This is a genomic window from Collinsella sp. AM17-1 (assembly GCF_003470665.1).
Classification (GTDB): Bacteria; Actinomycetota; Coriobacteriia; order Coriobacteriales; family Coriobacteriaceae; genus Collinsella.
The window spans coordinates 266432-291487 of sequence record NZ_QRJZ01000001.1; the positions used below are offsets into that span (position 1 = coordinate 266432).

Here is a 25056-nt window from a genome sequence, read left to right on the forward strand (position 1 = left end):
ACCCACCGTCGTCTCAAGACCGGGGCGTCCGAGCAGTTCGGGTCCGATATCCTGCTCGTTAAACCTAAAACCAAAGGAGTACATAATGATCAAGAAGGTCATGGAGGACTATAAGGTCCTGTTGCGGAGCATTCCCGCGGCGACGGTTTCGCTGTTTTTCGTGAGCGTCATCATGATGAACCTGCTGGCCAACAAAGAGCTCATCAGCCTGCCGTATCTGGCACTCGATTGCGGCTTTGTGGTGAGCTGGGTTTCGTTTTTGTGCCAGGACATGATCTGCAAGCGCTTTGGCGCCAAGGCATCCATCAAAATCTCTATCCTCGCGCTGCTGGTCAATCTGGCCGTGAGTCTGTGCTTTTGGGCATGCTCGCTCACGCCCGGCATGTGGGGCGCCTACTACGACACGGGTATGATCGAGGTCAACACCGCCCTTAACGCCACCATCGGCGGCACCTGGTACGTGGTGCTGGGCTCTTCGCTGGCAATGCTCGTTTCTGCCGTGGTTAACTCCACACTCAACCAGTCGCTCGGCCGCATGCTCAAAAAGAATAACTTTGCGAGCTTTGCCTTCCGCTCTTATGTGTCCACGGGTGTTGGCCAGTTTATCGACAACTTGGTCTTTGCCATTGTGGTGAGCCACACGTTCTTTGGTTGGACCTGGGTGCAGGTCCTTATGTGCTCGCTGACCGGCGCTGTCGCCGAGCTGCTGTGCGAGGTCTTTCTGAGCCCCGTGGGCTATAAGGTCGTGCGCGGCTGGGAGCGCGAGAATGTGGGCTCCGAGTACCTCGAGCGCCACGCAGCTGCCTAAGGAGCACCTATGCGGGTTTTGATCACGGGCGCTTCGGGCGGCATTGGAGCCGCGTGCGTGCAGCGCTTTTTGGACGAGGGCCACGAGGTCGTGGGCTTTGATCTGCTGCCGGCGGCCGTCGAGCACGAGCGCTATCGCCATCTGATCGTTGATGTCCGCGAGCCGGACTCGTTTCCAGGCGAGCTTGAACCCCAGGTGATCGTGAATGTTGCTGGTACGCAGGACTCGGCCGACGATATTGCCGCCAACCTGTGCGGCACCATCAACGTGACCGAGCGCTACGCCTTTGTGGGGGAGGGGCTTGCCGCCAAGCCGGCGCCGGCTATTACATCCGTGGTCAATGTGGGGTCGGCGAGCGGGCATACGGGATCGGAGTTTCCCGCCTATGCTGCCAGCAAGGGCGGCGTTATCGCCTACACCAAGAACCTTGCAAACCGCTTGGCGCCGCAGGCCATCGCCAACAGTGTGGACCCGGGCGGCGTTATCACGCCGCTCAACCGTTGCGTGATGGAAGACGAACACCTGTGGAACCAGATTATGGAGCTCACGCCGCTTAAACGCTGGGCCACCGCCCAAGAGATCGCCGAGTGGATCTACTTTGTGGGCGTGACCAACCGGTTTATGACCGGGCAGAGCCTGCTCATTGACGGTGGCGAGGCAGACCGTACCCAGTTTATTTGGCCCGAATAGGAAACGCGTCCGATGGAAAGCCGTCGGACGCGTTTTTGATGTATCGATTTTTAGCCGAGGCAAGTCCAGTTGACGGGGATCGAGCCGTGCTGTTCGAGTAGACGATTGGATGCCGAGAAGGGGCGCGACCCCATAAAAGCGGGGAGTTCTGCCGTGGCACGGTTGGCCGAAAGCGGCGAGGGGTGTGTGGAGGCCAGGCAGAACTTACCGGCTGCCTTGCCTGCGCCGGTCGCGGCGAGCTTGCCTTCGACCATCTGCTGGGCAAAGCGACCCCATGCCAAAAAGACTACCGGCTGGGGCAGCTGACAGCAGCGTTCGATAATATAGTCGGTGAGCGTGCTCCAGCCCAGCTTGGCGTGCGAATTGGCGGCATGCTTGCGCACGGTGAGCGTGGTGTTAAGGAGCAGGACGCCCTGTTGTGCCCATGGGGTTAGGTCTCCCGTGGCAGGAAAGGGGCAGTCCAGATCGGCTTTGAGTTCCTTATAGATGTTGCGCAGGCTCGGCGGCAACTTGGTTTGCGTCGCGGGAACCGAGAACGATAACCCCATGGCCTGGTTGGGTCCGTGATAGGGATCTTGACCCAAAATGACAACTTTGACATGGTCGGCCGGCGTATAGGCGAGGGCATTGAGGATGTCGTCTTGTGCCGGGTAAATGGTTTGCTCGGCACGTAAAAGGGCGATGCGCTCGAGCAGCTGGTCCGTCGTGTCACGTACCGGCTGCGGCGCATCGCCCAACCAAGTTGCTATGTTGCGGTCGCGAGTTGCGGTGTCCATGGGGCTCCTTTATGGCAGATGCTCTGTTGGCATCTATTGTAAAGGCGCACCGGTTGCCTTTATGCCGCGGCTGTATGAAGAGTGGGGCCTACGAGACGTGCTCGGGTGCTCCTGCCATGTGAGCGTGTCCTTGCGAGCGAAGGCGCGGGAGCTCGACGGTTGCCGCCATGACGCCGGTGAGGATGAGGGCGGCGCCAAAGAAGGCGATGGGGCTCAGGACCTCGCCGACCAGGAAGAACGAAAAGACGGCGGAGCAGACCGGCTCGAGCGAGAAGGCAAAGCCCGTGGTCTCGGCGGGCACGTGGGGCTGTACGAGCGTCTGGGTGATAAAGCCGTAGGCAGAGCAGATGAGTGCGAGTGCGACGACAACGACGATCTCGCTCGGCGTGCTGGGAAGCGTAAAGCCGCCAAAGGTAAATGCGGCGATGCCCGAGAACAGGCCGCCGAAGCCCAGCTGCCAAACACCCAGGGCCAGCGGATCGACTTCTTCGACAAAGCGCTTGGCTACGATAATGTGGCCGGCATAGATAAAGGCCGAGAGCAGCATGATGATCGCGCCGGGATTCAGGCTGGTAAAGTCGGCGCCCGAGAGCAGCAGCATACCGCAGGTGACGATGGCAGTTCCAATGAGCACCTTGCGCTCGGGGGCGCGACGCAGCAGAGCTGCGTTGGCAAACGGCACGATTACGACCGTCAGGCTCTGCAAAAAGCCGGCGGTTGAGGCGGAGGTGAGGCTGGAGCCCAAGCACATGCAGGTGAGCTCGGTTGCCATGATGGCGCCGATGATGGCGGCGCGAACCATCAGGTCGCGGTTAATGCGCAGCGCGTGCTTGTGGAAGAGCAGCAGGCAGGCCACAAAGGCGATGATGCAGCGCAGCGCAACGATGCTCGTGGCGTTCATGCTGTCCATGCCGATCTTCATGAGGGGGTACGAAAAGCCCCATGCGACGGGAACGGAAAACGAGAGCGCGATTGCTTTTTTGCGATCCATGGGACTCCTTTTGTTACAGAACGGTTTCGCAAAAAGGATTCTGCTCCCAGATTTAGATGTAGTAAAGCGAATGTATCTTCAGTATGATTAAGTAATACTAATGTAGGCGGAAAAAGCGCTGGCAAAACGTTTTACGGCTACATCGATGTGGAGGCACGATGGCATCGCGGTATCAGATTGTATGTATGGTGGTCGATTGCGGCAGCCTGAAGGGCGCGGCCGACGAGCTGGGCTATACGCAAAGTGCGGTAAGCCAGGCCGTCAAAGCGCTCGAGCGCGAGCTGGGCACCACGATTATCGAGCGCGGCAAGCAGGGCGTGTCGCTTGCGCGCGACGGCAAACAGTACCTGCCGTATCTGCGCCAGATTGTAACTGCCGAGGCCGAGCTCGAGGGCAAGCGTCAGGAGTTGCTGGGGCTTTCATCGGCCGACATTCGCATTGCGACGTTTACCAATGTGAGCCGTACCGTGTTGCCGCGCGTGATCCGCGACTTTGGGGCCCTGCATCCGGGCGTACGCTTTACCCTCAAGCAGGGCGATTACACGCGCAACGCCCAGTGGGTGCACGATGGCGTGGTTGACTTTTGCTTTACGGCACGCGGATTTACCGCGGGGCTCGAGAAGCGCGTGGTCTATCACGACGAGCTGGTGGCGCTGTTGCCGGCCGCGCATCCGCTGACGGCAAAGGAAAAGGTGACGCTCGCCGACCTGGCGTCCGAACCGTTTGTGCTGTTGGATGAGGGCGAACAGAGTCTGGTGCTCGATGCCTTTGCCGCGCATGGGCTGTCGCCGCGCGTGACGAGCGAGGTGACCGACGACTACACCATCATGGCGATGGTGGAGGAGGGCCTAGGCGTGAGTATGCTGTATCGCCGTACCGTCGAGGGCATGAGGGCCGATATTCGCGTGCGTCCCATCGTGCATGCTCCCTCGCGTGACGTAGTGGCAGCCTGGCGCAGCTGGGACACCATGCCTATCGCCACGAGGCACTTTATCGACTATATGAGCTCGCATATTGTCAATTAATGACTGGCATGGCGTTGAGTGCGGTGTTTAGCGGGCTGTCGCTTTGGCTTGGGCGGCGCGATAGGTGCGTGCCGGGTGGCAGAGTAGTACCGCCACGACCATAAAGAACGCTGTGGTGCCCAGGCTGATGGGGTAGACCATCATGATGTTCGCAAAGGTGCGGAAGTGCGGGAACACGCAGAATACCCAGTAGAAGCGGATGCCGCAGACACAGATCATGGTGATGAGGGCGGGCATGAGCGAGATGCCAAAGCCGCGCAGGTAGCCGGACATATTCTCGTAGAACATGCTAAAGGCGTATGCCGGGAAGATCGAGCACACACGGATATAGCCGATCGAGACGATGTTGGGATCGCTGTTAAAGAGCGCCAGGATCTCGCGCCCCAGACCGACGATGATGACGATGGTGGTGAGTGCGACGATACCGCCTTCGACCAGGCAGACCTTGAGCGTTTTGGTGCAGCGGTCGATCTGGCGGGCACCGTGGTTTTGTCCCACAAAGGTGGTGCAAGCCTGGCTAAAGCTGTTGAGCAGGTTGTAGCACACATACTCCAGGCTCATGGCAGCGCTGGATGCCGCCATGACCTCGGTGCCCAAGCTGTTGATGGCGGACTGGATGATGATGTTAGCGACGGCAAAGACGGCGCTTTGGATGCCGGCGGGCAGGCCGATCTTAACGATGCGCTTGAGGGCGACGGGGTCTAAGCCTAAGTCGCGTGGGGTGACGCGGACGACGGAATCGGTCTTGAGCAGACGGATAAAGAGCGTGACTGCGCTGACGGTATAGGCGATGGCGGTGGCGATGGCGACACCCGCGACGCCCCAGTGGAGCACGGGGACAAAGATGAGGTCCAGGCCAATGTTGAGGACGGTGGACACGGCAAGCGCCTGCAGCGGCATGCGGGTGATGCCGACGGAGCGGAAGATTGCGGCCTCAAAGTTGTAGAGCAAGATCGAGGGCATGCTGAGCAAAAAGACGCGCAGGTAGAGCGATGCGAGCGGCATGGTTTCGTCAGGGACGTTGAGCGCGGCGAGCATGGGCTCGGCAAAGATCTCGCCCAGTGCGATGACGACAAAGCCCACGAGTGCCATCAGAATCGAGGTATGGACGGCGCGCTTGACCATGTTCTGATCGTTGCGGCCGATGGCGTTGGCGATGACCACGTTGGAGCCAAGCGACAGCCCAATAAACAGGTTGATCATAAGACTGGTAAGCGGAACATTGGAACCGACCGCCGCCATGGCGAGGGTTCCCTGGTCGCCCGAGAAGTTACCGATGATGACCGTGGCGATGAGGTTCGACAGCTGCTCAAGGATGCTCGTGGCGGCGACGGGAAAGGCGAACAGGGGGATATTGCGCCACAGTGAGCCGGTGGTCATGTCAATGTGCTTAGATGCGGTATCAGCCATACGCTCTCAATCTCTACTATGCGATTCGCTCCTTATTTGCGCAGACGATGATACTCCTAATCGACTAGTCGTTTAAGAACGTCCCAATGACTAGGTGGGGAAGGCGTGCGACAATGGTGGGCGTTGTGTTGTTCGCGCTAAGGAGTTGCCATGTTGTTGTGTCCCGTTTGCCATGAGCCGTTGGTGGACGACGAGCGCGGTGCTGCATGTGCGGGCGGACACCGGTTTGACCGTGCGCGCGAGGGCTATCTGTATCTGCTGCGCTCGTCCAAGAGCGGCGACTCCATGGGCGATCCCAAGTCGCAGGCGCGCAGCCGTCGTGACTTTCTGAACCGTGGATACTATGCGCCGTTGCGCGATGCGATGGTCGAGCAGGTGCGCGAGCGGGTGTCTGAACGTGCCGCGTCTACGAACGGCCCCATGACCTTGCTCGATATTTGCTGCGGCGAGGGCTACTACACGAGCGCCATGGGTGCGGTGCCGGGCGTGGAGGCTTTCGGGTTCGACTTGGGCAAAGAGATGGTGCGCCTGGCTGCCAAGCGCGGCGATGCGACCTATTTCGTGGCCAACATGAAGGATATCCCCGTGGCTGATGGCGCCTTCGATATGGTGACCGAGCTCTTCGCCCCCTTTAACGAGCGTGAATTTGCCCGCGTGCTGGCGCCCGAGGGCTCGCTCTACACCGTGGTGCCGGGTGCTCGGCATCTGTTTGGGCTCAAGGAGGTGCTCTACGACACGCCATATCTCAACGATGAGAAGCTGCCGAAGACGACCGAGCTCGAGTTGGTGGGAACGCAACGGGTATCTGCGAATATTACGCTTCAGACGCAGGCCGATATCGAGGCGGTGTTCCAGATGACGCCGTACTACTACCGCACGCGCCCTGCCGATAAAGAGCGCCTGACAAACCTGGACACCCTTCAGACCGATATCGACTTCATCATTGCCGAGTACCGTCACAGCTAACAACCTGCCAAAAAGGGACAGGTTTATTTTGGCAGGTTTTATCTGGGCAAACGTAAAGGGCCGACCGCGGAGATGCGCGATCGGCCCTTTTTAGTTGCTTGGCTACAAAGGTTATGAGAAGCGGGCGCTTACAGGCGGTCCTTGTTCTCGGCCTTAATGTCGTGTGCCTGCTGAATAAAGAATAGGTCGTACACCACGATGACAAAGGCGCCAAAGTTGATGGCGTCGCCGCCAAACGCGGGAAGCGTGAGCACGGCCTGCGCAATCGTGGCGATTGCGGCGACGATGCCGAGCTTAAACGCACCATCCACCTGCGAAGGCTTGTTGGCGCCCTTGATGCCCGCAACACCTGCGGCAAGATCGACAAGACCCTTGATGACAAGTACGGCCGCGGCGAGCATGGCGTTCGACCCGTACGTGGAATCGAGGCTGCCCTTGGCGATGCCGACGCCGGCGATGACGAGGCTGGCGATGCCCAAAACAAAGTAAATGAGGGCAAGGACTTTGAGTGTCTTGCGAGTGTAGCTCATGGCTGGTCCTTTCGAAGTGGACATGACGTATTTGATGCGCATGCATGGCGCATGTCGCGAAGCATATTGTAATTCAACAAGGCGCTGCGTACGTTCATCCAATAGTTGAACGCTCCGTTCGCGACATGCCGGCACTTGCGTTGTGCTAGGTTTTTACTTAACTGGATCATACTGTGCATTTATTTGAGGTGAATGGTGAATATCAAGCAGGTTGGCTATTTTATCGCCGTATTTGAGACGAAGAGTTTTACCGCTGCGGCACACCAGTGCAACGTGACCGTCCAGGCCATTTCCAAGTCAATTAGCGAGCTCGAGCAGTTGTTTAACGTTCAGTTTTTTGAGCGTGGAAATAGTGGCGTAAAGCCGACTCGGGCCGCCCGTAGCTTTTATGCCAAGGCTCGCAACGCCGTCGAGGCGTATCGTGAGGTTGAAAACTTTGATCCGTTTGGATGCGACCTGACCGTCCCGTCGGCCTCTGGGGCGCAAGCGATGCCGGAACTCTCGATTGGCCTGTGCGTTCCCGCACTCGATAACGACGATAAGCTATATAAGGGGTTGTCTGCGCTTATCATGCGTGGTGCCCGCGTGCGCGTGAAGTTTTGTGCCGTGCATCCCGGGATCGCTCAGCAGGAGCTCGAGCAGGGTGACCTCGACGCCTTGCTTACGGTGGGCACATATGACAATACCAATGATGATTGCGAGCAGCTGGGAACCCTGCCCACGGGTATTGTCGTCGCCGCCGGCCATCCGTTCGCTAAGAGGCCTTTTGTGACTGTGGCTGATTTGAGCTCATATCCGGCAGGACAGTCGGCTGCGTTTGATAACTTTAATAATTCGATTTTTTGGCAGTACGAAAGCCGCGGTGTCCTTGGTGAGACGCGCATTATCGATGGCCCCGCTCAATTTGGGTCGTTTTTGGTGGCAGAGCACGGCTTTTTCTTAAATGCGATTCTTCCCGTTCCCGGTCAGATTGCTAGCGGGTTTGAGGTTGTCCCCATTGCGGGTAAAGGGGCCCTGACAGTTCCGGTGTGCCTAGTTTCCCTTAAAGATGAAAAACCCCAAGCTTATCACGTCGTAGAAAACTACTTGATTCGCATGGTGGGTTGCGCCAACGGGTCCGCCGCTCGCTAGCATATCCGTCGATGCGCTCGCCGCTGTCGGCTTTGCTGCCTGACGACATACTGTCGATTGTGCCGTGTGTCGCAATCGAATGAACGCAAACGCCATCAATAGCAGACCGCCCTCCGTTTCTCGTCTGTCTGAGAAACGGAGGGCGGTTTTTATGCGTGGCGCTTTGTACAGTTGAGCCCGTTGCCTAGCTCAGGCGCTCCTGGCTTTCCTTTTTAACGCGGTTGGCGAAAACGAAGTACACGGCACTTACGACCACGGCGGTGACATCGGTGGCGCTGGTGCCGACTCCGCCCAAGAAGGGCTCGGAAAGCAGCAGGCTCACAACGGCGCATGCTAGGCAAATGATAGCCCAGACCCAAACGATGCCAATCTTGCTGGGGTTATTTGAGGCACGGATGCCCAATATGGCAGCGATGATTTCGACGATGCCCATCACGATGACGACAACGCTGTAAACCGAGAGGTCGCCGCTGGCGTCGCCCGAAGCCGCAGTGAGTGCCAACGCTCCCGCGGCGATGCTAAAAATACCTCCCAATAGATAGATGATGGACATGACCTTTAGGACTTTACGGTTGTTGCTCATGTTCAGTTCCTTTCCCTTGAGCCGTTATGGCACCGTGCACGTATTGCCTGGCGCCATGAATTACTGATTGAGGGGTTCGTTGCCCAGATCTTGCGAGGCGAGTTTCTGTTCTTCGTTAAACTCGTCCGCTTCGGCGAGTTCCTCGGCGGTAGCTGCCTTTGGAGCGGACTCAACGGCATCGCAATGATCGAAAACGAGTTGATAGGGGGCGATGTCGCGGCGGGAAAGCATAAGCTTTACCTCGCGGCGCAAAGAGCGCATGACGCTGCCGCGGTCTGTCTCCTTGCAGGTGGCGACAACGCGAATGGTCATAGCGGTACTGCTAAGGTCGACCACGCCCTTGTAGAAGGGGCCTTCGATAATGGCGGGAACGCGGTCATGCACACTTTTGAGCTCGTCTTTAAGCACCTTTTCGACATAGGGTAGAGATTCTCCCACCGGTATGGTGATGTCCATGCTGGCGTAAGAATTAAGTTTGGTCATATTGGTGACATTCGAAATCGAGCTATTGCGCAGCAGTAGAACATTGCCGTTGCCGTCATTGATCTTTGTGGTTCGCACGCCAATTTCCATAACGGTGCCGGTATTGCCGCCAACCGAGATGACGTCTCCAACGCGGAACTCGCCTTCAAAGATAATAAAGAGCCCGCACAAGATATCCGTGATGAGGTCTTTGGCTCCAAAGGAGACCGCGAGTGTAATGATGCCTGCCGAGGCCAAAAGCGTTGCGGTGTCGACACCCAAAACGCCTAGGCACCAATAGAGCATGGCGATGAGGGTTCCGTATTTTGTCAGGCTCGAGAGAAGTCGGCATATCGTCTCGCCGCGCGCGCCAAGCACGTTGGACAACATGCGAAGAAGCGACTGTGCGATTGCGCACACTGTGAGCGCCACACAGGCGTACATGATTGAAGCGGTGAGCGCGAATATGTTGAGACCGCGCTGCCAGTCATTGCCCAGAATGTAGGTGAATACCGAACGCGGGCCAAATAGAGTGTCTTTAAACAAGACGGCCAAAAAGACGATAAACACTCCGATACCGGTAAACCATCTAAGGACCGTGCCGAGTTTTTGCTCGGGGGTTTTGTCTTCCCATTTAAAGGAAATGTTGAGCCATCGGCCAATGGCACTTTCGCTGTGCTTGATACGGCCGTCGGATGTCGTGACTGTGATGTTGTGCCGTCTTGCCGTGAAATCGTCTTCGCGCTTCGAACGTTTTTCTTCGACTCTTATAGTGTCGAGTGTCAGCAGAGGGTAGATAAGGACAAAGCATATGGCGGCGATGATTCCGGTTGCGATGGTGAGCGGAACGCGCTGGTGCATAAAAGAGTCTTCGGGTGCCGCGACGTAAACGTAATAGTCGTCAGTCTCTAGGCAGGAGGCGTAGAGTTTCTGGTTGTCGATGTAAATGAAATCGCTAAAGCCGTCTGCAAGGTGCTCGTCAGCCAGTCCTATTTCGGACGCCTTTTTCCCCATAAGAAGATTGTTGGGATGATATGCAACGGTGCCGTCTTTTTTCTCGATTGCAAAGGCGAAGCCTCCGGCGCCCGCCTTGATGCCGTCGAGCACCACGCCGATCTTGGTGCTCTTGAGCATTTCTTCTAAGCGCATAGGGCGCACGGCAATCTGAGCGATTCCGTCTGCAATGCCATCTTGATCGTAGAGTGCGACGCCGATGTACTGATATGTCTCGCCAGTGGTTCTGTTGATAGAGAGGGGCTGTATATACTCATCCTTGCCGCCCAAAAGCGAGCGGAACTCGTAGGAGGAGTCGCCGTACTTGGTCGAAAGACTATAGGATCGTTGTGACGTGCTCGAGCTCGTCATATTGCCGTCGCCGTCGTAGAGGTAAATTGACTCGACGCCAAGCGTTTCTGCCAAGCTGTGCAGATCGGCTCGCGTGGCGAGCTCTGGATTGTGCTCAACGATGTAGGCGATAATATGGCAGGTAGTGGCGTAGTGGTCACTATATTGCCTCGTAAGTTCATCCTCGCGCATTGCATTGTTTTTGAGCGTTTGATCAATCTGCTCTACGCGCTCTCGATTGACCGTCGCTTGGCTCGAAAGGGCAAAGAGCGTTTGCATATAGAAGGTTACCGCCAGGAGCAAGACGAGTCCTGCAACGGACAAGGCTGTTGCGCGCCTGCCCACGGCGGGGTTAAACCTAAGGTTGCGACCGATCTTGACGTATTCGTGATCGCCTTGGTCGCTATGCTCGTCATCCGCAAGGACAAACAGGTCATAGAGCGCCACGGCGGCGACGATTGCGATGAAGGCAAAGAGGATGACGCCCACGGTGATGTTGCGTGCGGTGGCGGTGTCGCTTTCGGGAATGGCGAGAATGTAATAGGTGTCATCGACCAACTTGACGCGACAGTACAGGCTTGTGTTCTTGACGGAAGTGAAGAATGTTTTGCCGTCCTCAAGATTGCTAATATCGATGCCGTTGTCGAGTGCATCGGTACCTATCATGTTCTGGTCGGGATGGTAGGTGATCAGATGCGTTTTTGCCGATACGGCGAGGACAAATCCGTGGCTGCCGAGTGAGATGTTCTTGAGCATGCTCTCGGTCGATCCGGTGTCCTTGACAAGGGCGTGCAGCTCTCGGGGATTTTGTTCTACGATGGCCATGGTGTCGTCATCGATTTTGGCGGCATAGTATCGCATGAGCCAGTCTTGATCGGGAAGATCGACCTCAACCGGATCGGAGGGCTTGCCGGTCTCGAAGCACTGACGTAGCTGGTTGAAGCGGGCGCGGCTAAAATCGGCTTTGGTGTCAGCTGCCTTGGCGATGATAGAGCCGTCGCGTCGGGCGACGAGAACGTTATCGACCTTGAGCAGGTCCTTGAGTTCGGCCATTTTGACATCGGTCGCTTCGTAACCGGCATCGTTAGCCGCCATAAATGCGATGCTTGCGGCGCGCGTGCGATACAGGTCATCAAATGTTTGGGTGTTGTCTTTCGTTTCCGCCCGAGCCGTTTTAACGAGATCGGGGAGTTCGGCGGCAACGCGATCAAATTCCAGAGCGTATTCCTCTTGCGATAGACGCGTTTGCATCGAGGCGAGTAGGAGTCCCATCGCCAATGCGCAGACGGTTACGGCAACGGCAAGCGCCACAGACTTCTTTTTTAATCGCTTGGACATGGGTAGGCTCCCTTAGTTCCATTTATTGATGAGCTTATCGACTGTTTTGTCTTTGAGCATTGAGCGCACTTCGGCGGCAATCTTAGGCGAAAGCTCAGAGCCCTTCTTCGTTGCGACGGCATAACGCTGTGGGTTGATGCCAAAATCGGGCAGGACGGTGCGCTCGCCATCGAGATAGGTTTTGGCAATTGCGCCGTCCGTCGCCATGGCGTCGACGTCGCCGGCTTCCAATGCTTGGGAAAGCTCGGCGTAGCTCGCGTATTGGCTTAGATGCCATGTGTCGTAGTCGATGCTGCCGCTCTCGGCATCCTGTTGCCGGGGTATGCCGTCCGAAAGCCCCAGTTCCAAAAACTTCGCGGCAAGTTGAGGTGCGGCGTTCGTTCCGGCTACCGTGCCAATTGTTCCGCCTTCAAGCTGGGAAAAGGATTGAATGAGCGATGTGTTTTCGACAACAAGAATTACCGAATCGGTGTAATAGGCGGGAGAGAAGTCAAACAGCTTTTTGCGTTCGTCGCTTATCGAGTAGCAAGCAATCAGACAATCGACTTTTCCCGACGAGAGCATTTCTTCGCGCGTCTCGGGCGTTACGGTTATAAACGAACAGTCTCCATAACCGAGACGGTTTGCCAGCTCGTTGGTGAGGTCGATTTCGAATCCGTAGTACTTGCCGTTGTTGGGGTTACGTTCGCTAAACCCGACGATATCCGAGCGGACGCCTACACTCAGCTTGCCCTTGCCAGGCATGCCGGAATTGCCGTTTGAGCAGGCTGGTAGCAACATGGCTGCAAGTGCGGCTCCGGTTGCCGAGATTGCCAGCCGGCAGGCATTTCGGCGTGTGACTGAATGGTCCATTTGCATTCCTCACGACGATTGTTCAGTTCTTTAATGATATGGACGGGTAACTGTGGAATAGTCGTGAAGCGGCAGGTAAACAAAGGGTTGAGGCGGAGGATAAAATCTGTCGGCATCGGGCACTTTATTGCTAAATAGATGTCAGCATGCTGCGATGGGCGTTAGGTCCTGGACACCCTTCAGACCGATACCGACTTCATCATCGCCGAGTACCGCCACAGCTAACAACCTGCCAAAAAGGGACAGGTTTGTTTTGGCAGGTTTTATCTGGGCAAACGTAAAGGGCCGATCGCGCAGTAACGCGATCGGCCCTTTTTAGTTGCTTGATTGCGGGATGGGTAAGCACGGCCTGAAAGCGCTTTAGGCCTGCGCACCTCAACCTTTCAAAAAGGAAAGCTGGACGTAAGCCAAATCGATGGCAGCTCATGTGCGGCGCTGAGATGATGGGGCCGTAACAAGGAGCTGGTCTCAAGGAGGAGCCATGATGTACGGAGCAGGGCAAGTGCGTGAGCCGCGGTCGTTGGGAAGGCGCATGGGTGATTCTGTGATCGCTGCCGTGTGCACGGGATTGATGGCGGTGCTTTGCATTGGGATGTTGTGGGCCATGTCGCATGTGGGACAATAGCGGACGGTTGGGTGCCGACATTAACGGCGCCCGCGTATCCGTTTTGCTTGTGAAGGAGTGCCCATGGGCGTCGTCGATCCCTTTTCTGTTGCTCGGGCCGCGGGGCTTGAGCTGACCGGGAAGCCCGAGGGCCTTACGCTCACCGACGGCACGATGGAGTTGCGTGCCGATTTTGGCCGCATGCTTCCACGGCTCAAGCAGGGCCGTTTGCAGCAAGAGCTACTGGTGAAGGCTGCGCGCACAAAAGGCATCGAGCAGCCATGGGCGATTGACGCCACGGCAGGCTTTGGCGAGGATTCGCTGCTGCTGGCGGCAGCGGGCTTTACCGTCGATCTGTATGAACAGGACTGCGTGATCGCGGCGCTCCTCAAGGATGCCTTGGACCGCGCGGCGGATGATCCGGCGCTTGCGACTGCCGTGGCGCGTATGCGCTTACATGCGGGCGAGGACAGCATTGCCGGCCTTCGCCATACGGCTGAGCTGGTCGAGCGCGGTGAGCTCGCGGCTCCCGACGTGGTGTATCTGGACCCCATGTTTCCCGAGCGCACCAAGAGCGCGGCGGTTAAAAAGAAGTTCCAGCTCTTGCACCATTTGGAGCAGCCGTGCGCCGATGAGGAGACGCTGGTTAAAGCTGCGCTTGCACCGCACCCGCGCAAGGTTGTTATCAAGCGGCCGGTGAAGGGGCCGCTGCTTGCCGGCGTTAAGCCGAGCTATCAGCTTGCGGGCAAGGCCGTCCGCTACGATGTTTTGGTGCCGCCGCGCCCGTAGTTTGCGCGTGATGGCCGGCACTCCGTCAGCGTCGCGCCGATGCGGCGCCTATTTCCAAGGGTGCGACGTCAGGTGCCACCCGCCGCAGTATTCACATTTGTAGCAGGCCAAGCCACGTCGTCCACGGTTTTCGCAGTCGGCCATAACGGCCTCGGCCTCGGCGCGTGTGTCGTAGCGGTTTTTGCGCTCGCACGACTTGTAGCGCCAAGCCTCATCGCGCTCGGCGTCCAGGGCATCGCGGCGCTCGTCCTCGCGCGCAAACAGGTCGCTCATATCGCCGCCGGTGGCAGCGCCCAAAAACTCGCTTTTGGCTTTTGACCAGGCGGCTCGCTTTTTGCTTCCCATCCGCTCCTTGCCTTTCCAAACGCTGGTATCATTGCTCAATCAAAGTGATACCAATAAACGTGAGGTCGCCGCGTGATGATCAGAAAAACCCTCGAGACCGACATTCCTGCCGTCATGGCCATCTATGATGCTGCCCGCGCCTTTATGCGCGCGCATGGCAACGCCACGCAGTGGCCCGAGGGCACGCCTTCGGCCGAGCAGCTGGCTGCCGATATCGCCGCCGGTGGCAGCTATGTGTGCGAAGTCGACGGTCGCGTGGTGGCGACGTTTGCCTTTTTGCCGGGCCCGGACGAGTGCTATGACGTCATCGAGGACGGTCAGTGGCGTAGCGACACTCCGTACGCCGTACTGCACCGCGTGGCGTCCGACGGCACCGTGCACGGTATCGCGGCCGCGATGTTTGCCTTTGCCAAGGCGCGCGCTGACCACCTGCGTATCGACACGCACGCGGACAACCTGCCCATGCAGGGCGCGAGCATGAAAGCGGGGTTCGAGCGCGCCGGCGTCGTGTATGTGTCGGACGGCACGCCGCGTGTTGCGTTCGACTGGCTGCGCGAGGCATAAGAGCGAGGACGCGTATCAACAATCCATGTACATGAAAATGGCCCCGGGTGGGGCCATTTTTGGTCGCTGCGCTGTTAGGGGAGGTGCCGGCTTTCGCAAGGCGCGAACCTGCGAAAATCGCCGCGCGGCAACGCGGGGCGATGAGCTCGGTCGGGGGATAGGGCCCGCTTCGCCCGCCGGCCCGTAAATTGTATCATCCAGTGTGGAACGAGAATGCCCGTTGCCGCGTGCGGTGGGCTTGCAATAAGAGGAGAGCCATGTCGAAGCAAGCTGTCGTTGGAATCTTGGCGCATGTCGATGCCGGCAAGACTACGCTGGCCGAGGCCATGCTGTTCAACGCAGGTCGCATTCGCAAGCGCGGCCGTGTGGACGACGGCGACTCGCACCTGGATACCAACGCTATCGAACGCGAACGCGGCATCACGATTTTCTCGTCGCAGGCTGTGCTCGATCATGGAGATGCCCACGTCATGCTCGTGGATGCACCCGGTCACGTGGATTTTTCGGCCGAGGCGGAGCGCACGTTGCGCGCGCTCGACTACGCGATTTTGGTTGTAGGGGCCAACGACGGCGTGCAGGGACACACCGAAACCCTGTGGCGCCTGCTTGCGCGCTATAGCATCCCGACGTTCGTCTTTATCAATAAAATCGACTTGGAGAATCCCGGCCGCGATGTTTTGCTGGCACAACTTGGGCAGCGTCTTTCCGAGGGCTGCCTGGATGCCAACAAACTGCTGAGGGGCGGTGCCGTTTGGGAGGACGCTGCCGCGCTGGACGAGGCCGCGCTCGAGGAGTTTCTTGAGACGGGCGAGCTTTCCGTCGCAACGCTGTCGCGCATGGTTGCCGAGCGCAAGCTCTTTCCCTGCTTTGCCGGCTCGGCGCTCAAGGACCAGGGCGTGGGCGAGCTGCTGGATGGCATGTGCGCGCTGATGCATGAGAGGGCGTGGCCGCCGGAGTTCGCCGCGCGCGTCTATCGCGTCAGCCGCGGCGATCGCGGCGAGCGCTTGGCTTGGGTAAAAGTGACCGGCGGCACGCTGCATGCAAAGCAGATGATCGAGGGGCGCTCCGGTGCCGAGGCATGGGAGCAGAAGGTCGATCAGGTGCGCATCTATAACGGCGAGAAGTACGAGCTTGCCCAGGAAGTTGCTGCTGGCGGTATCTGTGCCGTGACGGGTCTTGCGCACGTTCGCCCGGGGGACGCCTTGGGTGCGGAGCCCGGGTGCGATGCACCCGTCATTGCGCCGGTTCTCACCTATACGGTGCTGCCGGGCGATAACGATGTCCATGCGGTGTTCAAAGCGCTGACCGAGTTGGCGGACGAAGACCCCATGCTCGGCGTAAGCTGGAATACGCATCTTGAGCAGATTCATTTGCAGTTGATGGGCGCCGTGCAGCTCGAGGTCGTGCAGCGGGTATTGGCCGATCGCTTTGGCCTTTCGATTGAGTTTGAGCCCGGCGGCATTCTCTATAAGGAGACGATCTCGCAGCCGGTCGAGGGCGTGGGTCACTTTGAACCACTGCGTCATTACGCCGAGGTGCACCTGCGCCTGGAGCCGCTGCCGGCGGGCTCGGGTGTGCAATTTGGTACCGTTGCCTCGACCGACGAGCTCGATCTGAACTGGCAGCGCCTGGCGCTCACCAACGCCATAGAGCGCGATCACCTGGGTGTGCTGACCGGTTCGCCCATCACCGATGTACGTATTACGCTCATGGGCGGCCGTGCGCATGCCAAACACACTGAGGGCGGTGATTTTCGACAGGCCACGTACCGCGCGATTCGCCAGGGTTTGATGCAGGCGCGCGAGGCCAGCGCGGCGGTGCTGTTGGAGCCGTGGTATCGCTTTGAGCTCGAGGTGCCGGGGGAGTGCGTGGGCAGGGCGCTTTCGGATGCCACGCGCATGGGTGCCGAGTACGAGCCGCCGGCAGTGATGGGTGACCGGGCGAAGCTTGTGGGTCGCGTGCCGGCATCCGAGGTGCAGGATTATGCGCTGGAGGTGGCTGCCTACACGGGCGGTCGCGGGCATCTGTACCTGGAGTTCGCCGGTTATGCGGCATGCCATGATGCCGAGCGCGTCATCGAGGCGGCCGCCTACGAGCCCGAGGCCGATCTGCCCAACACGCCCGATTCGGTCTTTTGCGCCCACGGCGCCGGCTATACGGTCAAATGGTACGACGTACCCGCCGCGGCGCACGTAAAGATCGATCCCGCCACCTTCCGCCCCTATCGCCCCGCCGACGCGGAATTTTTCGGCCACATGTGACAAAGGGACAGCTCCTTTGTCACATTCAGTTGGTATAACTCGGTATAAGTTGGTATAACTATTGCTAGCCTTTGCCAATCCGAGGAGGCCGATGTGAATCCAAATCCCTTTAAGCCAACGGCTGGTAAGCGGCCTCCGATACTCATCGGTCGCGAGTCGGTCATCGAAGATTTTGGGGAAGGGCTCGATAACGGCGCCGGAGCGCCGGGCAGGCTCATGCTCATTACGGGAAACCGCGGCTGTGGCAAAACAGTTCTCCTGCGGGAGCTGCAGCGTCTCGCCAGTGAGCGCGGATGGGCGGTTGTCTCCGATTCCGCTTCGCTTGGCCTGTGCGACCGCTTGGCCGACGCACTCCGCTCGAATAAGCCCGTTGTGACGTCAATGGAGTTTGGCCCATCGTTTGGACGGATGTCGGTTGAGGCGGCGCGGGCAAAAGGCGAGACGTTGCGAGGGCTGGTCAACGAACGTCTCAAGAAGCTCGGTCCAGGTAAGGGCATCCTGTTTGCGATTGACGAGGCTCAATCTGCGTCTATCGAGGAACTGGCGGCTCTCGCCGTTCTCTATCAGCAGGTGCTGGGAGACCAGGACGCCACGGGCTTGCCCGATAACGAGCAACGCGGTCTTGCGCTGGTCTTTGCCGGCTTGCCCAGCATGGTTGACGATCTGCTCGAAGAGCCGAGCGTGACGTTTTTGCGGCGCGCCCAGCAGCGTACGTTGGGGGCGATTTCTTTGCCCCAGGTGCGCGATTCATATATCCAGACGGTCGAATGTGCTGGTCTTTGCATTGATGCGGGGACGGCGGACCTTGCGGCGCACAAGAGCATGGGACATCCCTATATGGTTCAGCTGGTGGGATATTACATGTGGCGGTCTGCTGTCCGGCGTGGCTCGCAGGTCATTGAAGGGTGCGATGTCGAGGTTGGTCATGCGGATGCCGTCTCTGAGTTCTACGAAGCGGTTGACGCGCCTCTGTATTACGGGCTGCGCAGCCCGCAGCGCCTCTTTATCGAGGCCATGGCGGTTGACGAGGGCAAGCCGACGCGTATGGCGGATATCATTGAGCGCTGCGACCGCACCCAGAGCTGGGCGAGCAAATACCGCGCAAGCCTGATTCGCGAGCGCGTCATCGAGGCCGCCGGATACGGCCTCGTCCGTTTTACCGTGCCCATGCTGGGCGAGTACATTCGAGATCGCATTTTATGGCACGAGTGATGTGACAAAGGGACTGTCCCTTTGTCACATTCGATTAACAGGAAGGGGAGCGATGACGGTGTCGCAACAACCAAGTGCTATCGAGGTGCGCGGTGCGCGCGTCCATAACCTCAAAGACATCGATATCGATATTCCGCTGGGAAAGCTCGTGGGTATTGCCGGCGTCTCGGGCTCGGGCAAGAGCTCGCTGGCGTTGGGGGTGCTCTATGCCGAGGGCTCGCGTCGTTACCTGGAGGCGCTTAGCACCTATACCCGCCGTCGGCTGACGCAGGCAGAGCACGCTCAGGTGGACGAGGTGCTGCACGTGCCGGCGGCACTCGCGCTGCATCAGCGCCCCAGCGTGCCAGGCGTGCGTTCGACCTTTGGCACCATGACCGAGCTCAACAACAGTCTGCGCCTGCTCTTTAGCCGCTGCGCCCATCACGTGTGCCCGCATTGCGGGGCGCGCGTGGAGCCGAGCCTTAACGTGGCCGCGGGTCTGTCGCTCACATGCCCCGCATGCGGGCGCGAGTTCTATGCGCCGGGTGCCGAGGACCTTGCCTTTAACAGTGGCGGCGCGTGTCCTACCTGCGGAGGCACCGGCGTCATGCGCGAGGTGGACGAGGCGAGCCTGGTGCCCGACGAGTCAAAGACAATCAACGAGGGCGCGGTGCTTCCCTGGGGCACGCTGATGTGGGATCTGATGAAGCAGGTGGCCGGCGAGATGGGCGTGCGCACCGACGTGCCGTTCAACCAGCTCACGCCTGAAGAGCGCGATATCGTGTTCCATGGCCCGGCAGTTAAGAAGCACATTCTCTACGTTCCCAAAAATGGCGAGGGCGCCACGCCGCTCGACTTTACCTATTACAACGCCGTCTATACCGTCGAGAATGCGCTCGCCAAGGTTAAGGACGATAAGGGGCTCAAGCGCGTTGCGCGCTTTTTGCGCGAGGGACCGTGCCGCGATTGCGGCGGCACGCGTCTTTCCGACGCCGCGCGCCAGCCCCAGGTGCGCGGTATCAATCTGGCGCAGGCGGCGGCCATGACGCTGGGCGAGGCGATTGAGTGGGTGCGCGGGGTGCCCGCATCCTTGCCGACCGAGATGCGGCCCATGGCCGGGGACATCTGCGATTCGTTTTTGAGTACGGCCCGCCGCCTGGTCGACCTGGGCCTCGATTACCTTTCGCTCGACCGCGCCGGTGCCACGCTGTCTACGGGTGAGCGCCAGCGCGTGCAGCTTGCCCGCGTGGTGCGCAACCGATCGACGGGTGTGCTGTATGTGCTGGACGAGCCTTCGATCGGCTTGCATCCTGCCAATGTCGACGGCCTGGTGGGCGTAATGCGCGATCTGGTGGATGACGGCAACACCGTGGTTGTTGTCGATCACGACACGCGCGTGCTGGCAGAAGCCGACTATCTGGTCGAGATGGGCCCCGTTGCGGGAGCAGGCGGCGGCCATGTAATCGCCGCCGGTACGGTAGACGAGGTCGAACAATCGCAGGGCAGCCGCATCGCGCCGTTCTTGCGCTCGGACCCCAAGCGTCTGCGCCCGCAGGTGGCTGACGACGAACTGTTCGACCTAGGCCATATCCGCATGGCGACCGATGCCATCCATACCGTCAAACCACTCGAAGTCGATATCCCGCGCGGCCGCCTTGTCGCTGTGACGGGTGTTTCGGGTTCGGGCAAGACGACACTGGTGCTCGAGACGCTCATCCCGGCGCTCAAGGCGCAAGCGGCCGGCGAGCGCCTGCCGAGGCACGTGCGCTGGGTCGATGCCGAGGGCATCGCGCGCGCCAACCTGATTGACGCCACGCCCATCGGCGCCAACGTACGCTCGACGGTAGCGACCTATGCCGACATCCATGATGAGCTGCGCCGCGCCTTCGCCCGTACGCCCGAGGCCAAGGCGGCAGGATATAAAGCGGGTGCCTTTAGCTACAACACTGGCGCTTTGCGTTGCCCCACGTGCGATGGCACGGGCTCGATATCACTTGACGTGCAGTTTTTGCCCGATGTCGAGATCGTCTGTCCTGCATGTCGCGGCTCGCGTTATGCAGACGCAGCCTCGCATATTCATCGCGAGGGCAAGGACGGCAGTCTGCTCACGTTGCCGCAGCTCATGGACATGAGTGTGGACGAGGCCCTCGACGCCACGGTGGGACTCAAGAAAGTTCAGGCGCGCCTGCAGACCTTGCATGGCCTGGGTCTGGGCTACCTGACACTTGGCGAGCCCACGCCGGCGCTCTCGGGCGGCGAGGCGCAGCGACTTAAGCTTGCGAGCGAGATGGGCCGCGTGCAGGACGATGCCGTATTCGTGTTCGACGAGCCCACCATCGGCCTGCATCCGCTCGATGTTCAGGTACTGCTGAGCGTGTTTGACGGACTCGTTGCCAAGGGCGCCACGGTCATCGTGATCGAACACGACCTCGACCTTATCCGTAACGCCGATTACGTGATCGACATGGGCCCGGGCGGTGGCGATGCCGGCGGGCAAATCGTCTGCGTCGGCACACCGGGCGACATCGTGGCCTGCCCCGCAAGCATCACCGGCCGCTACCTATAACCGAATGTGACAAAGGGACTGTCCCTTTGTCACATTCCCGTTAAAGCCAGCATCTGTCGGCATGGCGCTTGAACAGTTTTCGCGTGAGGGTCAAAATGGCCTCAACCCATTCGCGAAATTTGCACGCCCTATAGTGAGTGGGCTCTCGCTTGAGCTGATGCTGCCAAGAGGCAGCCGATAGGGGCAATTATGGACAATCGAATCTTTGGGTATGCGCGTGTCTCTTCCGCAGACCAGAACCTGGGCCGCCAATTAGACGCGCTGGCAAGGTTTCCCGTGCAACGGAGCCAGATTTATGCTGACAAGGCAAGCGGTAAGGACTTTAAGCGTCCCCAGTACCAGCGTCTTCTTCGCAGGCTGCGCGAAGGCGACGTTCTCGTGATCAAAAGTATCGATCGTTTGGGCCGCAATTATCGTGAAGTCCTCGATGAGTGGCGACGCATCACGGTGGATAGGAATGCTGCCATCGTGGTGCTTGATATGCCATTGCTCGATACGCGCGAGCAGCCTGATGGCATTACGGGAACGTTCATGGCGGATCTGGTTCTTCAAATCTTGAGCTATGTGGCGCAGCTAGAGCGCGAAAACATCAAGCAACGCCAGGCGGAGGGCATCGCGTCGGCGCGTTTGCGTGGCGTGAAATTTGGAAGGCCGGCATTCGAACGCCCAGATAGCTATCGCGATGTCATCAAATTATTCGAAGGGGGAGAGGTTACGAGGCGAGAGGCTGCTGCGCTTTTGAACGTCAGCGTCTCGACGTTCGATCGTTGGAGACGGGCGGACGCGACCAGTTTTGACCGTTTGTCGTCTGCTCGTCCTCTTTAGCTAGACGAATTGGGAACGCGGTGGCACTATTTGGTTCAAGGGCGTGAACTGGATAAACATCGAGGGAAGGAGTGGGCTCTGTGTAATTAACTCCCCTCGTCAAAATGTCTGCTTTTTGACGAGGGCTATATATCGTGTTTTGTTTTGTATTTAAAGGAGGACGAAATGAAAAGGCGTTATGGAATGGCTCTGGTGACCGCGCTATTTGCGATGGTGTTTTGTGGGGCGCTTCTGCTGAGCGGCTGTTCGCAGTCTGAGAAGAAAAATGATGAACCTGATTATGCCGATGACCGTGCAATGGCTGTGATTGCTCAAGGTTATCAAAAGCGGTCGGATTATATCGAATCGCTTGGAGAGGATGCTGATCTAAGCTCGAATAAAGTGCGAAAAGAGATAATTAAAACCGAGATCGATAACGACAAAGAACTCAAAAAGGCGCCTTTTAAAGACGCTAAGATGCAGGAAGATGTCATCGCCTATCTCAACCTGCTTGACAATCAGCTTGATGTTACCAAGAAGTATGCGGAATCTGATCCTAAGTACTACGAGGAATGGGAAAAGGCCTACGATGCACGATCCGCACAGCTTAAGAAACTGGTCGATCGATATGACTTAACAGTCGATGACGAGTATCAAGATGAGTTTGACGAGCTAATTAAGAACGGTAGGACCGTAGAGGAGAAGACGCATAACGATGAGGTTATCAACGGTTTGCTCTCATCGGCGAGTTTTGAGAAAAGTGATGATGGCTACGGTCTCTATACGTACACCGCAATCGTCGAAAATACCTCTGACATATCGTTCGAAAACGTTTATCTAAACGTTGCCCTTTACGATGCCGATGGTGTGAGGGCGGAAGAATGCTACGCAGATACATCTGCCTGGGCGCCTGGCGAGAAGGTGAAGTTTGAGGTAATGAGCGAGGTTGACGCCTCGAGGCTTGCGCCGACGGTGTCGGGTTACAGCGTCAAGGAATAGTTCGCGGGAATTGAAAAGAAAGCGCGGCCGTTTTCTTTGAACGGTCGCGCTTTGCATTGAGCCGTTGACGGAATGATTCGTGCCATCATGCTCGCGCTGGAAGATGATGGGAACGTCGGGGCAATAAAGGAAAGGTGAAACAGGATGGCAAAAACAAAATTTCTTACAACGATACCGCAAAAGGTTGCCTTTGGCGGGTTAGTCGTTGTTACGGTTCTAGCGGTTGCCTGGGGTATCTGGATGTCATTGACGCGTAATCCTACAACGATCAGCGATGATTCGATTCGCGAGGAGATCACGCCAGTCGTTAAGCTCGTGACGTACGAGTACAACTTCACCCAGCTGCTTTCAATTGATGAGGCGGGCAATCCGCTTGGGTGGGAAAACCCCTTTACGTCTAAGCGATATGTCGCAACGATTGACGGCAAAGCTGACATCGGGATCGATGCCGATAAGATGAAGGTTACAATCGTACGGGCTAATATGGCCGATAAGAATTCAGAGGTCAAGAGCGTAAAGGTTATACTGCCTCACTCGGAGATCGCCTCGTTCTCGACAGACCCCAATACGCTTAAGAAATATGTTGAGGACAATGGCTTTCTTAACTGGAATCAAGTAAGCACGGATGATCTAAACACGTTATTGAAACAGGCAAAGAAAGAGCAGACCAAGAAGGTCAAGGAAAGCAATATGCTCCAAGAATCTGATGATAGAGCCTGCGCCCTTATCGAAAAACAGGTCAAAGCCTTATGCGGCGATGACGTCAATGTTGACGTTGCGTTTGAGTAGGGGTGAATAGCATGTTGGATAAACGGCAACAGATCGCTGGGGCCGGCTCGCTTCTGATCGGGCACTACACCACCTTTCTCGACACTACCTTCAACTCGGCATTTGGCGATGAATATACGGTTGATTTCGACTATCGGAAATAGGAGGTCACAATGGAGGATAAAGACGATCTGGCTGTTGTCGAAAGGGAGGAGCCGCCGCGACATAAGCAGAGTTTTGATATCCGTAAGGCCGCTGCCGGGTTGGTTGATGGCGCCGGAAGCGCGATGGCGGGCGCGGTTGCAACCGTACAGAAAGTTGCCGATGGTGCAATGCGTGCTGCAACTCCGCTGGTCGATGACGCCTTGGCAGCTATTGCTGATGCGGCCGATGGTGCGGCAGGTACTGCTGCGGATATCGGTGACGCGGTCAACGATTGGGCATACCAGCAGCAGCTTAATAGATACAGGCCGGTAACCAAGGAGACCTATCAGAGTCCTTCATTCCATTTGCCGAACATGATTCGAATTGTTGACGGAAATGAGCGCCGGGGCATCGACGCCTGTAGAGATGCTATTGGTTGGCTGGATACTGTTAAGGGCACGCAGATTTTCAATCTGTACCGCGAGGCAATCGGGGATAGCGAATTGTCTTTCTATCCTAAACCATCTCTTTACTCCACATATTACATAGATGCTTTTGATCGGTCTCGCTTTGTTGACCTTGACTCTTATTTTGCAACCATGCAACAAGACAAGATGGCCGAGTTGAGACGGATTGCGTTCATGCTTGGCGCGAAGCGCTGCAAGCTGGAGGTGACGGAGTACGAGGAAACTCGGCGAGGCCGCCAGGTTAAGGGAAATGCCAAGGCGGGAAAGAAGGGCTCGGTTCGAATCGACGGTTCCTTGAGCGATTCAACGAGAAGCGAGAAGAAAATTCTGTTTACACAGGAATTTGAGGGCGACATGGTTCCACAGCGCCCTGAGCTCCATTGGTATGCCCATGACTCAGATGTTCTCTTGTTAATTGAGACGAGATGTGGTGGAGAGGATAAAAACAAGGCGAAGAGCTATCGGGTCGAATTGAAAAGTGAAACGACCATGACCATGTCTGTATCACTTGCTATGGCTATCGACGAGGCATGCAGCAAACTGAACATAAGGGCGAATTCGAGCCTGACAAGCCAAGCTAAGCGAGAACTCCGGCAATCGTTTGTATTTGAAGTTGAATTCTGATGTGTGGGGACCATTTGCTGCGGG

General features: G+C 57.8%; 23 protein-coding genes. 15 read left to right on the forward strand and 8 right to left on the reverse strand.

Annotated elements, in window-relative coordinates; all coding sequences use genetic code 11:
• Positions 1-85: 85 nt before the first annotated feature.
• Together DW195_RS01105 and DW195_RS01110 are read left to right on the forward strand one after the other, a co-directional pair.
• Complete coding sequence (locus DW195_RS01105; protein ID WP_233540776.1) at positions 86-808, forward strand: VUT family protein; 723 nt, start codon at positions 86-88, stop codon at positions 806-808.
• 9 nt (positions 809-817) lie between these two features.
• Entirely contained in the window at positions 818-1498 is a 681-nt protein-coding gene (locus DW195_RS01110; protein WP_118205457.1) for an SDR family NAD(P)-dependent oxidoreductase, read from the forward strand.
• Positions 1499-1548: 50 nt separating this feature from the next.
• Here the strand turns inward: DW195_RS01110 and DW195_RS01115 are convergent, their stop codons facing one another.
• Positions 1549-2274, reverse strand: a complete 726-nt coding sequence (locus tag DW195_RS01115) for a uracil-DNA glycosylase (protein ID WP_117736490.1) — start codon at positions 2272-2274, stop codon at positions 1549-1551.
• A gap of 88 nt (positions 2275-2362) precedes the next feature.
• On the reverse strand, positions 2363-3265 hold the full coding sequence (locus DW195_RS01120; protein ID WP_117636901.1) for a DMT family transporter: 903 nt from the start codon (positions 3263-3265) through the stop codon (positions 2363-2365).
• Between the two features lie 158 nt (positions 3266-3423).
• Between DW195_RS01120 and DW195_RS01125 the strand changes: the two genes are divergently transcribed.
• A complete protein-coding gene (locus DW195_RS01125; RefSeq protein ID WP_118205459.1) occupies positions 3424-4290 on the forward strand; it encodes a LysR family transcriptional regulator in 867 nt (288 codons plus the stop codon).
• A 27-nt stretch (positions 4291-4317) separates the two neighbouring features.
• On the opposite strand, the gene DW195_RS01130 is transcribed toward DW195_RS01125, so the two are convergent.
• The gene (locus DW195_RS01130; protein ID WP_118205461.1) at positions 4318-5700 is read right to left on the reverse strand and encodes an MATE family efflux transporter; all 1383 of its coding nucleotides are present in this window, start codon (positions 5698-5700) and stop codon (positions 4318-4320) included.
• Between the two features lie 150 nt (positions 5701-5850).
• On the opposite strand from DW195_RS01130, the gene DW195_RS01135 reads away from it, so the two are divergent.
• Positions 5851-6666, forward strand: coding sequence for a putative RNA methyltransferase (locus DW195_RS01135; RefSeq protein ID WP_118205463.1), 816 nt, complete (start codon positions 5851-5853; stop codon positions 6664-6666).
• A gap of 128 nt (positions 6667-6794) precedes the next feature.
• Here the strand turns inward: DW195_RS01135 and DW195_RS01140 are convergent, their stop codons facing one another.
• A complete protein-coding gene (locus DW195_RS01140) occupies positions 6795-7196 on the reverse strand; it encodes a hypothetical protein (RefSeq protein WP_117645806.1) in 402 nt (133 codons plus the stop codon).
• A 195-nt stretch (positions 7197-7391) separates the two neighbouring features.
• Between DW195_RS01140 and DW195_RS01145 the strand changes: the two genes are divergently transcribed.
• Positions 7392-8327: a LysR family transcriptional regulator gene (locus DW195_RS01145; RefSeq protein WP_158567870.1), complete on the forward strand. Its 936-nt coding sequence runs from the start codon at positions 7392-7394 to the stop codon at positions 8325-8327.
• A gap of 184 nt (positions 8328-8511) precedes the next feature.
• On the opposite strand, the gene DW195_RS01150 is transcribed toward DW195_RS01145, so the two are convergent.
• From DW195_RS01150 to DW195_RS01160, 3 genes are read right to left on the reverse strand one after another with little or no spacing between them, the layout of a single operon-like run.
• Positions 8512-8910, reverse strand: a complete 399-nt coding sequence (locus DW195_RS01150) for a hypothetical protein (protein WP_118205467.1) — start codon at positions 8908-8910, stop codon at positions 8512-8514.
• Between the two features lie 60 nt (positions 8911-8970).
• Positions 8971-12054, reverse strand: coding sequence for a mechanosensitive ion channel domain-containing protein (locus DW195_RS01155; protein WP_118205469.1), 3084 nt, complete (start codon positions 12052-12054; stop codon positions 8971-8973).
• 12 nt (positions 12055-12066) lie between these two features.
• Positions 12067-12906, reverse strand: coding sequence for a transporter substrate-binding domain-containing protein (locus tag DW195_RS01160; RefSeq protein WP_118205471.1), 840 nt, complete (start codon positions 12904-12906; stop codon positions 12067-12069).
• Between the two features lie 688 nt (positions 12907-13594).
• Here DW195_RS01160 and DW195_RS01165 point away from each other — a divergent pair.
• Positions 13595-14299, forward strand: coding sequence for a class I SAM-dependent methyltransferase (locus DW195_RS01165; protein WP_118205473.1), 705 nt, complete (start codon positions 13595-13597; stop codon positions 14297-14299).
• 48 nt (positions 14300-14347) lie between these two features.
• Here DW195_RS01165 and DW195_RS01170 read toward each other — a convergent pair whose 3' ends face one another.
• Positions 14348-14644, reverse strand: coding sequence for a hypothetical protein (locus DW195_RS01170; protein ID WP_055310006.1), 297 nt, complete (start codon positions 14642-14644; stop codon positions 14348-14350).
• Positions 14645-14719: 75 nt separating this feature from the next.
• Between DW195_RS01170 and DW195_RS01175 the strand changes: the two genes are divergently transcribed.
• The 9 genes from DW195_RS01175 (at position 14720) to DW195_RS01210 (ending at position 25032) form a co-directional block, all read left to right on the forward strand.
• On the forward strand, positions 14720-15208 hold the full coding sequence (locus DW195_RS01175; RefSeq protein ID WP_118205475.1) for an N-acetyltransferase: 489 nt from the start codon (positions 14720-14722) through the stop codon (positions 15206-15208).
• Positions 15209-15465: 257 nt separating this feature from the next.
• Positions 15466-17469 (forward strand): translation factor GTPase family protein, encoded by a 2004-nt coding sequence (locus DW195_RS01180; RefSeq protein WP_118205477.1) that lies wholly within the window; start codon positions 15466-15468, stop codon positions 17467-17469.
• A 93-nt stretch (positions 17470-17562) separates the two neighbouring features.
• Positions 17563-18681: an AAA family ATPase gene (locus tag DW195_RS01185; protein ID WP_118205479.1), complete on the forward strand. Its 1119-nt coding sequence runs from the start codon at positions 17563-17565 to the stop codon at positions 18679-18681.
• A 52-nt stretch (positions 18682-18733) separates the two neighbouring features.
• The gene (locus DW195_RS01190; protein ID WP_118205481.1) at positions 18734-21226 is read left to right on the forward strand and encodes an excinuclease ABC subunit UvrA; all 2493 of its coding nucleotides are present in this window, start codon (positions 18734-18736) and stop codon (positions 21224-21226) included.
• Between the two features lie 189 nt (positions 21227-21415).
• Positions 21416-22051: a recombinase family protein gene (locus DW195_RS01195; protein WP_117582853.1), complete on the forward strand. Its 636-nt coding sequence runs from the start codon at positions 21416-21418 to the stop codon at positions 22049-22051.
• A 165-nt stretch (positions 22052-22216) separates the two neighbouring features.
• A complete protein-coding gene (locus DW195_RS01200; protein ID WP_118205483.1) occupies positions 22217-23029 on the forward strand; it encodes an FxLYD domain-containing protein in 813 nt (270 codons plus the stop codon).
• A gap of 144 nt (positions 23030-23173) precedes the next feature.
• Positions 23174-23818: a DUF4230 domain-containing protein gene (locus DW195_RS01205; RefSeq protein WP_118205485.1), complete on the forward strand. Its 645-nt coding sequence runs from the start codon at positions 23174-23176 to the stop codon at positions 23816-23818.
• An 11-nt stretch (positions 23819-23829) separates the two neighbouring features.
• Positions 23830-23961: a hypothetical protein gene (locus DW195_RS10640; protein WP_255413187.1), complete on the forward strand. Its 132-nt coding sequence runs from the start codon at positions 23830-23832 to the stop codon at positions 23959-23961.
• Between the two features lie 9 nt (positions 23962-23970).
• Positions 23971-25032 (forward strand): hypothetical protein, encoded by a 1062-nt coding sequence (locus DW195_RS01210; RefSeq protein WP_118205487.1) that lies wholly within the window; start codon positions 23971-23973, stop codon positions 25030-25032.
• Positions 25033-25056: the final 24 nt, after the last annotated feature.